A 12,615-nucleotide genomic window follows, 5' to 3' on the forward strand; every position below is an offset into this window, starting at 1 on the left:
ACACGCCGATCGCCCCCAACCATCGGTTGTGGACGACTCCGCGGCGGACCTCGACGTCGGTGCGGTGCGCGCGTTCGTCGCGGTCACCGAGGACGGCTACTTCGGCGAGGCCGCGGCCCGGCTCGGCATCAGCCAGCAGGCGGTGTCCAAGCGCATCGGCATGCTGGAGAGGAGCCTCGGCGTCGCCCTGTTCACCCGCACGTCGCGCGGCGCCCGGCTCACCATCGACGGCCAGGCGTTCCTGCCGCACGCCCGGACCCTGCTCAGCGCCGAGGCGCGGGCCGTCGCCGCCGTGCGCCCCGCGCGCCGGGCGCTGCGCGTCGACGTGCTCAACCACAGCATCGGCCCGGCGGCGCTCATGCGCGCCTTCCACCAGGCGCACCCCGACATTGACCTCGACGTCGTGACCCTGGTCGACACCGACGTCGACACGGCCGTCGCCGCCGTCCGATCCGGTGCGATCGACGCGACGTTCCGCGCGGTCACCGCGCCCGAGCGGCAGCTGCGGGACGGCCTCGCCGCGGCCCGCTTCCTCGACGACCCGCACGAGCTGCTGACCGGGCCGGCCCACCGCCTCGCCGCCGCCCGGGCGGTGACGCCGGCCGAGCTCGCCGGGCACCCGATCTGGATCCCGGGCATCGTCCCCGGCACCGAGTGGGCAACCTTCTACGCCGACCTCGCCGCCGAGTTCGGGCTCGGCATCGAGGGGATCGGCCCGAACTTCGGCACCGACCACCTGCTGGAGGTGCTGGCGGACTCGCCGACCCTGGCCACGCTGACCGGCCGGCACGTCCGGCTGGTCTGGCCGGCCCACTACGACCTGCGCCGCATTCCGGTGCGCGACCCGATCCCGGTGTACCCCCACTCGCTGGTCTGGCACCGCGAGAACCCGCACCCGGGGCTCGCGGCGCTGCTCGCCCACGTCCGCACGCTGCGCCGACCGCTGCCGGACACCGGTATCTGGACGCCGCGGTGGGCGATGCCGCACGCGTGGCCCATCGCGTAGGCAGGCACGGCCCGCCGCGGCTGGGCTACGACGTCAGGCGGTGCAGCGCCGCCTGGGACGGCGAGCCCCGGTGGACGGGCACGGGCGGCGTGGAAGCATGTCGATGCGAGCGGGCCGGCGTCCGGCATAGGATCGCAGGCATTGCGAGCCGGTGCGGACGGGGGAGTCATGGCAACGATCTATGAGGTCGCCGCGCTCGCCGGCGTGTCCCCGGCCACCGTCTCCCGGGTCATGAACGGCGTGAGCGTCTCGCCCGAGCGCTCCAAGCGGGTGCGCGAGGCGGCCGAGGCGCTGTCGTTTCGTCCCAACCGCGTCGCGCGGACCCTGCGCCGGCAGCACTCCGAGGTCATCGCGCTGGTCATCCCCGACATCGAGAACCCGTTCTTCACCTCGATGGCGCGCGGCGTCGAGGACGTCGCCCAGGCCGCCGGCTACTCGGTCCTGCTGTGCAACACCGACGACGACCACGACAAGGAGGCGCGGTATCTCGACATCGCGGTCGGCGCCAACATCGCCGGCGTCGTGATCGCCGCCGCCGGCGACCGCAGCGACGTCAAGGTTCTCATCGACCGGGGCCGCCCGGTGGTCGCGGTCGACCGCGGCCCGCACGGCTTCGACATCGACGCCGTCACGGTCGACAACCGCGCGGGTGGCCGGGCCGCCACCACGTCGCTGTTCGACCAGGGCTTCCGCCGCATCGCCTGCGTCACCGGCCCGCGCGACGTGGAGACCGCGACCCAGCGGGCCGACGGCTGGGCCGACGCCCTCGCGGCCCACGGCGGCGCCGACCACGCGCTGCTGCGCCACGCCAACTTCCGCATCGACGGCGGCGAGCAGGCGATGACCGAGCTGCTGGACCTGCCCGAGCCGCCCGACGCGGTCTTCGTGGCGAACAACCTGATGAGCGTCGGCGCGCTGCGGGTGCTGTCGCAGCGGGGACTGCTGCCCCCGGCCGTCGGCGTGGCCATGTTCGGCGACCTGCCCTTCATGCCGCTCGCCCCGCTGCCGATCACCGTCGTGCAGCTGCCGGCCCGCCTGATCGGCACCACCGCCGCCGGCCTGCTGCTGGAGCGGATCAACGGCGACGACCAGCCGGCCCGCACCATCGTGCTGCGCAACCGTCTCGTGCAGCACTGAGTCCCGGCCGACCGATCCGGCGCGACGGCCCGGTCAGGCGTGTGAGGCGCGCGGTCTCGTGGGTCGTGGTGATCCGGCCGGGCCGGCGTGCCGACAGTGCCACGCACTGCACCGAGGCGGACGTCTCCGCGCAGCACATCGCGGCCGCCCGCGGCCTCGGCATGGACGTGTCCGGCTTCCTCATGATGAGCCACATGCTGCCGCCCGCCCAGCTGGCCGCACCGAGGCCGGCCGGCGCAAGCTGGTCGGCGGTCAGGAAAACATGCTCGTCGACATCGCGCTGGAGCTGACGTCGCGGTAGGTTCCGGGCCGCCGGGCGGACGACGGGTTTGGCGGCGGCGAGGGCGGGCAGCCAGGGCGCATGGACGTCGCGGTGCTCGGGATGGGGCGGATGGGTCGGGCGATCGCCGGGCGGCTGCTCGGCGGCGGCCACCGGGTGACGGTGTGGAACCGCACGCCGGGCCGGGCGGGGGAGGTGCTCGCCGCGGGTGGCCGCGAGGCGTCCGGGGTCGCCGACGCCGTCGCCGGGGCCGAGGTGGTCATCACCATGCTCGCCGACGACGCGGCCGTGCGGGCGGTGGCGCTGGGTGAGCTGCGCGCGGCCATCGGCGCCGGGGCCGTGTACGTCGACTCGTCGACCGTGTCGCCGGAGTGCAGCGCGGCCCTGGCCGAGGCGTTTTCCGGCCGGTTCGTGGCGATGCCGGTGGTCGGGAGCCCGGTGGCCGTGACCGGCGGGCACGCCATGCTGCTCGCCGGGGGTGAGCCCGGGATCGTGGCTCACCTGGGGCCGGTGATGACGGCGCTGTCCGGCTCGGTCCGGCGGTACGACTCCCCGCATCTCGCGCTGACCGCGAAGCTGGCGACCAACCTGATGCTGCTGTCGGAGGTGGTCGTCCTGGCCGAGTCGTTCGCGGTCGGCCGGGCCGGGGGCCTGCGCGACGAGCAGCTGCGGGAGCTCCTCGGGGCCAGCCCGATGCTGCCGGCCGGCGTGCGCAACCGGTTCGAGGACGTGCTGACCGGCAAGCAGGACGGCTGGTGGAGCACGGCCCTGGGCGCCAAGGACGCCGGCCTGGCCGTCGACATCGCCCGCCGCGCCCACGTCGACCTCCCGGCCGCCGACGCGATCCACCACCGCTACGAGCAGGCGGCCGCGTCGGGCCTGCAGGACGCGGACATCGCGGCGGTCGCTACGCTGTACCGCTGAACACGGCCACCGCGACGCGGCCCGGTCGCCCGCCGGACCGTCGGCCCCGCCTGGAGCGTGCTGATCGGCCGTCGCCTCGGCCTGCCGTGGTGCGTCTGCGAGGATGGGCGGCGTGGCAACGGTGTGCGTCGAGGTCGTCGTCGGGCTGCCGGCGCAGGTGGTGTGGGAGGCGGTCGCCGACGTCGGCGCCGTGCATCGCCGCCTGCTGCCCGGGCGGGTCGCGGACGCCCGGATCGAGGGCGACACCCGCATCCTGACCATGCCGGACGGCTCCCGGATCCGCGAGCTGATCCTGGCCACCGACCACGACCTGCGCCGCCTCGCCTACGCGGTGGTGGAGGGCCAGCGCCTCCCGCTCACGTACCATCACGCGTCCTTCCAGGTCTTCGACCACCCGGCGGGCAGCCGCCTGGTGTGGCTGACCGACGTCCTGCCGCACGCGATGGCCGGCCAGGTCCGGGCCCGGGTCGAGCGCGCGATCGTCGAGATCGGCGCCGCCCTGGAGCAGCACGGCGGGTAGCGCTCGTGGCAGGATTGCCGAGCTGTGACGGATTCCGGCCAGTACGCTGGCCGGCATGCACGTCGTCGCCGTCCTCGCCCTCGACCAGGTGATCCCGTTCGACCTGGCCACGCCGATCGAGGTGTTCAGCCGGGTGCGGCTCGCCGACGGCGGCGCGCCCTACGAGGTACGCATCTGTGCCGCGTCCGCCACCGTCGACGCCGGCGCCTTCACCCTGAACGCCCCGTGGGGGCTGGACGCCCTGCTCGACGCCGACACGATCATCGTGCCGGGCTGCGCCGACGCCACCCGCCCCGTGCCCGAGGAGGTCCTGCGGCACCTGCGCAAGGCGGCCGGCGGGGGCACCCGCATCGCGTCCATCTGCGCCGGCGCGTTCACGCTCGCCGCGACCGGGCTGCTCGACGGCCTGCGCGCCACCACGCACTGGCTCGCGGCGCCGGCGCTGGCCGAGCGGTGGCCGGCGGTCGAGGTCGACCCCGGCGTGCTGTACGTCGACAACGGCCAGTTCCTCACCTCGGCGGGGGCTGCCGCCGGGCTGGACCTGTGCCTGCACCTGATCCGGCGCGACCACGGCTCGGCGGTCGCCGCCGACGCGGCCCGGCTGTCGGTGATGCCGCTCGAACGGGAGGGCGGCCAGGCCCAGTTCATCGTGCCGGAGCAGCCGCCGGCCCCGCGCGGCTCGGCCCTCGAGCCGCTGCTGCGCTGGATGCAGGACAACACGGACGCCGACCTCACGCTCGCCGAGCTGGCCGGGCGGGCCGGGATGAGCGTCCGCACGCTGAACCGGCGGTTCCGGGAGCAGACCGGCACGACGCCGCTGCAGTGGCTGCTGCTGACCCGGATCCGGCGGGCGCAGCACCTCCTGGAGACCACCGACCGGCCGGTCGAGCTGGTCGCCGCCGACGTCGGCTTCGGCTCGCCGACGGCGTTCCGGGAGCGGTTCAAGCGGGTCGTCGGCGCGGCCCCGCACACGTACCGCGCGGCGTTCCGGACCCGAAAGACGGGCGCGGGGCGTGAATCGCTCAGTTCTGGCCGCGGGCGTCCGATCGGGTGAACGTGCCCGGGCAGCTGTTCCTGGTTGGCAACCTGCTCATCATGGTCGCGTACGCCGCGATCACGCTGGCGGTCGCGGTGCCCGTGTGGCGGGCGGGGCAGCTGCGCACGAACAAGCTTGCCGTGGCGACCGCGCTCATCTTCTGCAGCTGCGCGGTCGGCCACGGGATGCACGCGGCGGCGGCGTACCGGGACGCGATGCAGGGCCATGCCGGGCACGCGCCGTGGTCGATGGCCGTGTGGGACCTGCTGACCGCCGGCATCGGCGGGTACTACTGGACCCTGCGGCGCAGCTACGGCGTCCTGCTCGGGCGGGGCGCGATCTACGTCAGCCCGTGGGAGCAGCGCCGGCTGGCCGAGGCGAGCGAGCGGGAGCGGGCCGCCCGGGCGACCCTCGCGGCGGTCGTGGACGCCACCACCGACGCCGTCATCGGGGTGTCGCTCGACGGGGCGATCACCGCGTGGAACCGGGGCGCGGAGCGGCTCTTCGGGTACACCGCCGACGAGGTCCTCGGGCGGCCGGCGGCGATGCTCGCGGCCGACCAGGAGGAGGGGCAGCAGGCCGGGGTCATCGCGCGGATCGCGGCGGGGGAGCGGGACTTCGAGTACGAGGCCCGCCGGGTCCGCAAGGACGGCACGGTCCTCGCGGTGGCGGTCAGCATCGCGCCGATCGAGGACGCGACCGGCGCGCTGGTCGGCATGGCGGCCGTGGCGCGGGACATCACCGCGGCCAACGAGGCGGCCGCCAAGCGGCGGGCGATGGAGGAGCGCACCCACCAGGCGCAGCGCATGGAAAGCCTGGGCAAGCTGGCCGGCGGCGTCGCCCACGACTTCAACAACATCCTGGCCATCATCGCCAACTACACCGACTTCGCCGCCGAGGCGGTGGAACTGCACGGAAGCCGCAGAGGTGCGCAAGGCGCGCGGGTCGGTGGCGGAGCGGGCGGCCGGAGCGTCGGGGACAGCGGAGGAAGCGCCGACGGTCCGAGCGGCGCCGCGGCCGTCCAGGCGGACCTGGAGCAGGTGCGGGTCGCCACCCGGCGGGCCATGAACCTCACGCGCCAGCTGCTCACGTTCACCCGCGCGGACGCCGTGCAGCCCCAGGACGTCGACCTCAACGCCGTCCTCGCCGAGGTCCAGGCCATGCTCTCCCGCACCATCGGCGGGCACATCAACCTCGTCACCGTCCCGGGCGGCGAGCCGCTGGTGGTGCACGCGGACCCGGGGCAGCTGCAACAGGTACTGCTGAATCTGGCGATCAATGCGCGCGACGCGATGCCCGACGGCGGGACCCTGGTGATGGAGGCCGGGGCCGCGACGCTCGACGGGGACGTCGCGGACGTGCGGCCGGAGCTGGCCGCGGGGGAGTACGCGCGGCTCGTCGTGAGCGACACCGGCGAGGGCATGCCGAAGGACGTGGCCGAGCGGATCTTCGAGCCGTTCTTCACCACCAAGCCGCGCGGGCAGGGGACGGGGCTCGGCCTCGCCACCGTCTACGGGATCGTGACCGAGGCCGGCGGGGGGATCCACGTGTACACCGAGCCGCAGATCGGCACCACCTTCCGCGTCTACCTGCCGCGCGTCGCGCACGGCGCCGCGCCGGCGAAGGCCGCGGCGAGGGCGCAGCCGCCGGACGGCGGCGGGCTGCGGGTGCTGGTCGTCGAGGACGAGCCCGCGCTGGCCCAGGTCGTGTGCCGGATCCTCGTCGCGGGCGGCTACCAGGTCAGGGTCGCGGCCAACGGGGCGGAGGCGCTGCGCCTGCACGAGCTGCACGGGTGCGACCTGCTGCTCACCGACGTCATCATGCCCGAGCTGTCGGGGCCGCGGCTGGCCGCCGCGCTCCAGGAGCGTCAGCCCGGGCTGCCCGTGCTGTACATGTCGGGGTACAGCAACGGCCTGCTCGGCGGGACCCAGATCGTCGAGCCCGGCGTCGCTCTGCTGGAGAAGCCGTTCACCGGCGCCGAGCTGCTGCACAAGGTCCATCAGGTGCGCGCGGCGACCTGACTGTCCTCGAGCGGCAGCGTGACGCTCAGGTGCGTGCCGCCACCGGCCGGGCTGGCGATGCGCAGCCGGCCGCCGATCGCCTCGACCCGGTCGCGCAGCCCGGCCAGCCCGGAGCCGAGGCTCGGGTCGGCGCCGCCCGCGCCGTCGTCGCGGACCGACAGGATGAGCTGCTCGCGGCGCGTGGCGGGGTCGGGCGCGAACTCGATGTCGATGTCGACCTCGGACGCGGCGGCGTGCTTGGCGGCATTGGTGAGCGCCTCGGACACCACGTAGTACGCGGCGACCTCGACGCCGATCGGCAACCGGCGGCGCGGGCCGGTCCGGACGGCGACCGGCACCGGGCTGCGACGGGCGAGCGCCTTGATCGCCGAGCCGAGCCCGCCCTGCGACAGGATCGCCGGGTGGATGCCGCGGGAGATCTCCTGCAGGTCGTCGAACGCGCTGCGCAGGCCGTCGGTGGTGCGGGACAGCCGGTCGCGCAGCTCGCCGAGCTGCGCCGGCACGAGCGCCTCGGCGGCGCGCAGCTCCAGCCCGAGCGAGACGAGCCGCTGCTGGACGCCGTCGTGCAGGTCGCGCTCGATGCGGCGGCGGGCCTCGTCGGCGGCGAACACCAGCCGGGCCCGTGAGCGGGTCAGCTCGGCCCGGTCCTCGGCGTTGGCGACGGCCGTCGCGACCAGCTCGGTGAACTGGGCGAGGCGCTGCTCGACGCCCGGCGGCGGCGGATCGGGCCGGGCCCACAGCACGGTCAGCACGCCCCAGACGCCGCCGTCGACGAGCACCGGCGCGGCGACCGAGGAGTGCATTCCCTCGGTGCGGGCGAGGTCGGCGAGGGTGCCGCGGCGGTCGCCGTAGCTGTCCATGCGGGCCGGCCGGGAGGTGCGCAGGACCAGCTCGGCCACGCCGCCGCTCACGTCGAGCCGCCGGCCCACGAGGCTGTCGAAGCCGGGTTTGCCGTACTCGGCGACGACCGTCACCGTGCCGGGCGCCTCGTGGCGCAAGAGCCGCGTGGCGTCGGCCCCGAGCAGCCGGGCCGTCTCCGCGGCGACCGCGGTCACCACGTCGGCCGGTGGGGCGCCGTGCGCGACGAGCACCGCCACCCGGCGCAGGATCGCCTGCTCGGCGGCCAGGGTGCGCAGCGCCGCCTCGGCCGCGGCCCGCTCGCCGGCCGCCGACAGCAGCGCCTCCAGGGGCGACAGCACCCGGTCGTACAGCCGGCGCAGCACCGGCGGCGGCAGGCCGGCGGGCACGACGAGGGCCCCGGTCCGGTTGTCGAGCCGCAGCGGGATGACCACGCGCGGCTCCCCGTCGGCCGTCCCGGGGTCGTCGAGCACGATCGAGCAGGACGGCATCCCGAGCGTGTCGGCGATCCGGCGGGCGGCCTCGGGCAGCACCGGCGGCAGCTCGCCGGCGCCGAGCACGAGCCGGGCGAGCCCGGCGATGAGGTCCGCCTCCCCGCGCCGCTGGGTCGCCTCGGCCGCCCGCGACCGGGCCAGCCGGGCCAGGGCGCCGCCGAGCGCCGCCGTGAGCAGCAGCACCGCCAGCTCCAGCCAGTCGCGCAGGTCGGCGAGCGTGAAGCGGCGCAATGGGTGGACGTGGAAGAAGTCGAACGCGAGGGCGCTCGCGATGGCGGTCGCCACGCCCAGCCGCAGTCCCCAGACGATGGCCACGATCAGGACGCCGGGCAGGAACAGGGCGCCGATGGCCTCGCGGGGCGCGGTCTGCGCGAGCGGATACGCCAGCAGCGTCTCCAGCACCACGAACAGTGCGCCGGCCGCGATGCCCCACCCGAGTGGCGGCGGCTCCGGCCGGACCAGCCAGGCGGCGAGGCGGGCAAGCATAGGCGGCCCCTCTTCGATCCGGATCGGGTCCGATGCTAGCCGCCGCGACCCGATCACCGGCTCACCCGCAGCGGTGTCAAACATTCTCGACATGGTGTCAAAGACGTGTTACCTTCGGGATGTCAAAGATTCTGTACATCCATTCCGGGAGCCGACCGTGACGCATGAGGAGAAACGAGCGTGGATCATGCTCGTGGTCAGCGTTCTGGCGTATGCCGCCTACGTCGTGACCGTGCTGGGCCGCGCGGACGGCGGCGCCCTCGCGGGCGTGCACTACGCCGGCCCGCTGCTGTGGACGGTCGGCGGCGCCATCGTGGCGAACATCGTGGCGGAGATCGGCCTCGGCGTCGTCAACCCGCGGGCCTCCCGCGCCAGGGACGTGCGCGACAAGGAGATCGGCCGCCTCGGTGACCACGTCGGCCAGGCGTTCGTCGTCATCGGCGGGGTGTCGGCCATGCTCATGGCCCTCGCCGAGTGGGACTACTTCTGGATCGCCAACGTCATCTACCTGTGCTTCGTGCTCTCGGCGGTCCTCGGGTCGATCACCAAGGTCCTGGTGTACCGCGGGAGTCTCCCCCAGTGGTGAAGCCGACCCGCGTCACCAACCGCATCCGCGCGCTGCGCTTCGAGCGCGGCGAGATGACCCAGGCCGAGCTCGCCGACCGCATCGGCGTCACCCGGCAGACCGTGATCGCCATCGAGCAGGGTCGCTACTCGCCGTCGCTGGAGATGGCGTTCAAGATCGCCCACGTGCTCGGCGTCCGGCTCGACGACGTCTTCCAGTACCCCGAGGAGGAAACCTCGTGAAAGCCATCGTTCAGGATCGCTACGGGCCGGCCGACGTGCTCGCCCTGCGCGACACGGACCGACCGGCCGCCGGGCCCGGCAAGGTCCTCGTCGAGGTCCGCGCCGCCGGCGTCGACCCCGGCGTGTGGATCTTCATGACCGGCCGGCCGTACCTCGTCCGCATGGCCATCGGCCTGCGCCGCCCGACGCCGGCCGTGCGCGGCCGCGACCTGGCCGGCGTCGTGGCCGCGGTCGGCGACGGCGTCACCGGCTTCCGGCCCGGCGACGAGGTGTACGGCTGCGGCGAGAGCGGCTCCTACGCCGAGTTCGCCGTCGCCCGCGCCGACCGGCTCGCGCCGAAGCCCGCCAACCTCACCTTCGCCCAGGCCGCCGCCGTGCCCGTCTCCGCCATGACCGCGCTGCGGGCCGTCCGCGACGCGGGCGAGGTCGGCGCGGGCCAGCGGGTCCTGGTCATCGGCGCCGGCGGGGGCGTCGGCTCCTTCGCCGTGCAGCTCGCCAAGGCCCGCGGCGCCCACGTCACCGGCGTGTGCAGCGGGGCGAAGGCCGGCCTCGTCCGCGGCCTCGGCGCCGACGAGGTCATCGACCGCGCCAAGGACCGGTTCGACCGCGGGCCCGTGCGGTACGACGTGATCATCGAAACCGCGGGGGACCATCCGCTGGCCACGCTCCGGCGCGCGCTCACCCCGCGCGGCATCCTGGCCATCGTCGGCGGGAGCTACGACCGCGGCGGCCTCCTCGGCGGCTTCTCCCGGCAGATGTTCCGCGCCCCGCTGCTGTCGCTGTTCGTCGGGCAGCGCCTGCGCAGCGTCGGCGCCCGCGAGGACGCCGCCGACCTGCGCGAGCTCACGGCGCTCATCGAGGCGGGCGCGGTCACGCCGGCCGTCGAGCGCACCTACCCGCTCGCGGACGCCCCGGCCGCGCTGCGCGCCCTCGGCCACCGCCCCGCCGGCAAGCTGGTGGTGACGCTGTGATCGACCGCCGCTCCGCGCTCGCCGCCGGATTCGGCCTGCTGGCCATGGTCGTGCTGTCGGGGTACAGCTTCGCCACCCTCTCCGACGCGGGCGCCGACCTGCGCGGCGCCACCGCCGGGTTCGCGATCGTCGCCGTCCTCGACGTCGTCGTCGCCTGGGGCCTCTACGGTGTGCTCGCCCCGGCCGACCGCGGCCTCGCCCAGCTCTGCGCCGGGCTGCGGGTCGCCTACGCCGCCGCGTTCCTCGCCGCGCAGGGCAACCTGCTCGCCGGCCGGTCCGGCGTCGACGCCTTCGAGCGCGGCTGGGACCTCGCGCTGCTCGTCTTCGGCGTCCACCTGCTCGTCACCGGCTGGGCCGCGATCCGGGCACCGCACGTGCCGACCTGGCTCGGCGCGCTGCTGATCCTGGCGGGTGCCGGGTACGCGGGCGACAGCCTCGGCACCATCGCCGGCTACGACCTCGGCCTGGCGACGTTCACCTTCGTCGGCGAGGTCGTCCTCCTCGGCTGGCTGCTGTGGGCCGGCTACCGCGCGCCGAGGGGCGTGGGGAACAGCCCGGCCTGATGCGTGGGGGCGACGAGCGCGCCCCGGGCGCCCTCCCGGACGCCGAGTTCGACGCGAAGCGGCACGAGGTGTTCCGGCGAGTGCTGTGTCCAGAAACGTTGGCCGGGTTTTCTGTCATACCCGTGTGCTTGAGTGTGCGCATGCCTCGTCGTCGTGGTCCGGCTGCTGTTCGGGTGGTGCATCGCACCTGCCGTGTCGGGTTGCGCACCACCAGGGCGCAGCGGGAGCGGTGCTTCGGGCTGCTGCGCGGGTCTTGCGCCATCGCCGCGACCCCTTGTGCTGCCGGAGGTGCTCACGCACCGTCGAGCAGGGCGGCACCTCCCCGGTGCCGGACTGTCCCGGCGTGACCCACGCCGACCCCCACCACACCACCGACCCGCCACACCAGGCGAACCACCGGTGCGCACGGCAGGGACGGACGCACGGGTCGGTCGGCCGGCTGAGGCCCGCCCCACCACCACACAAGGTGGGGAGTCGCTCGACTCGGCAACGCGGCGAGGAACCACAACACCACCAACCCGGTGAACGTTCGTCGTCCTAGATCCAGCGGGAACCGAGCCACATCCGCGAGAGCCACTGGGTGTACGTGATGTCCATGCCGCTGAAGATCGGGTAGAAGTACGCGAAGCAGGCCGCGACCAGCAGCACGTACGCCCCCGCGACCAGCGCGCCCGTGCGGCGGTGGTCGGACTGCGGGGGGCCGATGATCGCGCCCAGGACGTAGACGACCGCCAGGACGAGGAACGGCTCGGCCGGCAGGGCGTAGAACGAGAACATCGTGCGGTGGGCCGGCATCGACTGGAACCAGGGCAGGATGCCGGCCAGCGCGGCGAGCAGGACCAGCCAGGCGCGGCCGTCGCGGCGGGCGGTCGCCAGCCAGGCCAGGCCGAACAGCGCCGGCAGGAACGACCACCACAGCAGCGGGGTGCCGAGCAGCAGGATCGAGGACGCGCAGTTGGGGCCGCCGCAGGTGGCGTCGCCGGTCCAGTACAGCAGCACCGGCCGGCCGAGCAGCAGCCACTGCCACGGCCACGACTGGTACGGGTGCGGCGTGTCCAGCGTCGTGTGGAACCCGTACGCCTCCCGGTGGTAGTGCCACAGGCTGACCAGCGCGTTGTCGGACCAGTGGCGGAAGTACCCGTCGTCGGAGGCGAACCAGCCCCACCAGGTGGCCAGGTAGGCCAGCGCCGCGATGCCGACCACGGCGAGCGCCCAGCCGGCGGCGGGCACGGGGCGCAGCCGCAGCCCGGCGCTGCGGCGCGCACCCAGGTCGAAGACCGCCACCGCGACCGCGAAGAGGACGAGATACCACAGGCCGCTCCACTTGACCCCGCAGGCCAGCCCGAGCGAGACGGCGCAGGCGACGCGGTACCACGGGATCCCCGGCTGCCGTCCGCCCTCCAGCGACGCCAGGACACCCGCGCGGCGCTGCTCGCGGTCGAGGACGAGGAAGTAGAAGGCGACGACGATCCAGAACATCAGGAAGATGTCGAGCAGGGCGGCGCGGGAGAG

General features: G+C 74.7%; 13 protein-coding genes and 1 pseudogene. 12 read left to right on the forward strand and 2 right to left on the reverse strand.

The annotated features are described in order from the left end of the window. Nucleotides 1-28 precede the first annotated feature (28 nt). From IEZ31_RS60610 to IEZ31_RS60645, 8 genes and pseudogenes are all read left to right on the forward strand, one after another. Nucleotides 29-1,006, forward strand: coding sequence for a LysR family transcriptional regulator (locus IEZ31_RS60610; RefSeq protein WP_229836929.1), 978 nt, complete (start codon nt 29-31; stop codon nt 1,004-1,006). A 168-nt stretch (nt 1,007-1,174) separates the two neighbouring features. Then, nucleotides 1,175-2,143: a LacI family DNA-binding transcriptional regulator gene (locus IEZ31_RS60615; RefSeq protein WP_190256588.1), complete on the forward strand. Its 969-nt coding sequence runs from the start codon at nt 1,175-1,177 to the stop codon at nt 2,141-2,143. Between the two features lie 98 nt (nt 2,144-2,241). Further along, a pseudogene (locus tag IEZ31_RS60620) lies at nt 2,242-2,394 on the forward strand (4-hydroxy-2-oxovalerate aldolase); the annotation flags it as partial. Continuing rightward, complete coding sequence (locus IEZ31_RS60625; protein ID WP_373294805.1) at nt 2,385-2,444, forward strand: hypothetical protein; 60 nt, start codon at nt 2,385-2,387, stop codon at nt 2,442-2,444. The pseudogene IEZ31_RS60620 and the gene IEZ31_RS60625, both read left to right, overlap by 10 nt. Before the next feature lie 60 nt (nt 2,445-2,504). Beyond that, nucleotides 2,505-3,347, forward strand: coding sequence for an NAD(P)-dependent oxidoreductase (locus IEZ31_RS60630; RefSeq protein WP_190256589.1), 843 nt, complete (start codon nt 2,505-2,507; stop codon nt 3,345-3,347). Between the two features lie 112 nt (nt 3,348-3,459). Then, the gene (locus IEZ31_RS60635; RefSeq protein WP_190256590.1) at nt 3,460-3,867 is read left to right on the forward strand and encodes an SRPBCC family protein; all 408 of its coding nucleotides are present in this window, start codon (nt 3,460-3,462) and stop codon (nt 3,865-3,867) included. A gap of 55 nt (nt 3,868-3,922) precedes the next feature. Continuing rightward, nucleotides 3,923-4,921, forward strand: a complete 999-nt coding sequence (locus IEZ31_RS60640; protein WP_190256591.1) for a GlxA family transcriptional regulator — start codon at nt 3,923-3,925, stop codon at nt 4,919-4,921. Continuing rightward, nucleotides 4,918-6,924 (forward strand): PAS domain S-box protein, encoded by a 2,007-nt coding sequence (locus tag IEZ31_RS60645; protein ID WP_308429509.1) that lies wholly within the window; start codon nt 4,918-4,920, stop codon nt 6,922-6,924. Before IEZ31_RS60640 ends, IEZ31_RS60645 begins: the two co-directional genes overlap by 4 nt. Here IEZ31_RS60645 and IEZ31_RS60650 read toward each other — a convergent pair. After that, nucleotides 6,903-8,762: a GAF domain-containing sensor histidine kinase gene (locus IEZ31_RS60650; RefSeq protein WP_190256592.1), complete on the reverse strand. Its 1,860-nt coding sequence runs from the start codon at nt 8,760-8,762 to the stop codon at nt 6,903-6,905. The two genes, IEZ31_RS60645 and IEZ31_RS60650, sit on opposite strands and share 22 nt — an antisense overlap. Nucleotides 8,763-8,919: 157 nt before the next feature. Here IEZ31_RS60650 and IEZ31_RS60655 point away from each other — a divergent pair, with 157 nt between their 5' ends. From IEZ31_RS60655 to IEZ31_RS60670, 4 genes are read left to right on the forward strand one after another with little or no spacing between them, the layout of a single operon-like run. Further along, entirely contained in the window at nt 8,920-9,348 is a 429-nt protein-coding gene (locus IEZ31_RS60655) for a hypothetical protein (RefSeq protein ID WP_190256593.1), read from the forward strand. Then, nucleotides 9,342-9,569 carry a helix-turn-helix transcriptional regulator gene (locus tag IEZ31_RS60660; protein WP_190256594.1) on the forward strand — a complete coding sequence of 76 codons (228 nt, stop codon included), beginning with the start codon at nt 9,342-9,344 and terminating at the stop codon, nt 9,567-9,569. Before IEZ31_RS60655 ends, IEZ31_RS60660 begins: the two co-directional genes overlap by 7 nt. Next, the gene (locus tag IEZ31_RS60665; protein WP_190256595.1) at nt 9,566-10,540 is read left to right on the forward strand and encodes an NAD(P)-dependent alcohol dehydrogenase; all 975 of its coding nucleotides are present in this window, start codon (nt 9,566-9,568) and stop codon (nt 10,538-10,540) included. The genes IEZ31_RS60660 and IEZ31_RS60665 overlap by 4 nt, the downstream gene beginning before the upstream one ends. Beyond that, nucleotides 10,537-11,103 (forward strand): DUF4386 domain-containing protein, encoded by a 567-nt coding sequence (locus IEZ31_RS60670; RefSeq protein ID WP_190256596.1) that lies wholly within the window; start codon nt 10,537-10,539, stop codon nt 11,101-11,103. The genes IEZ31_RS60665 and IEZ31_RS60670 overlap by 4 nt, the downstream gene beginning before the upstream one ends. Nucleotides 11,104-11,640: 537 nt before the next feature. Here the strand turns inward: IEZ31_RS60670 and IEZ31_RS60675 are convergent. Further along, on the reverse strand, nt 11,641-12,615 hold a 975-nt coding region (locus IEZ31_RS60675), incomplete at its 5' end, for a dolichyl-phosphate-mannose--protein mannosyltransferase (RefSeq protein ID WP_190256597.1).

The organism is Dactylosporangium sucinum (genome assembly GCF_014647515.1).
Classification (GTDB): Bacteria; Actinomycetota; Actinomycetes; order Mycobacteriales; family Micromonosporaceae; genus Dactylosporangium; species Dactylosporangium sucinum.

Excerpts from the sequence above, each read along its gene's own strand:
- IEZ31_RS60615 (WP_190256588.1), top strand. The coding sequence starts at position 1,175 with ATGGCAACGATCTATGAGGTCGCCGCGCTCGCCGGCGTGTCCCCGGCC.
- IEZ31_RS60630 (WP_190256589.1), top strand. The coding sequence starts at position 2,505 with ATGGACGTCGCGGTGCTCGGGATGGGGCGGATGGGTCGGGCGATCGCC.
- IEZ31_RS60640 (WP_190256591.1), top strand. The coding sequence starts at position 3,923 with ATGCACGTCGTCGCCGTCCTCGCCCTCGACCAGGTGATCCCGTTCGAC.
- IEZ31_RS60650 (WP_190256592.1), bottom strand. The coding sequence starts at position 8,762 with ATGCTTGCCCGCCTCGCCGCCTGGCTGGTCCGGCCGGAGCCGCCGCCA.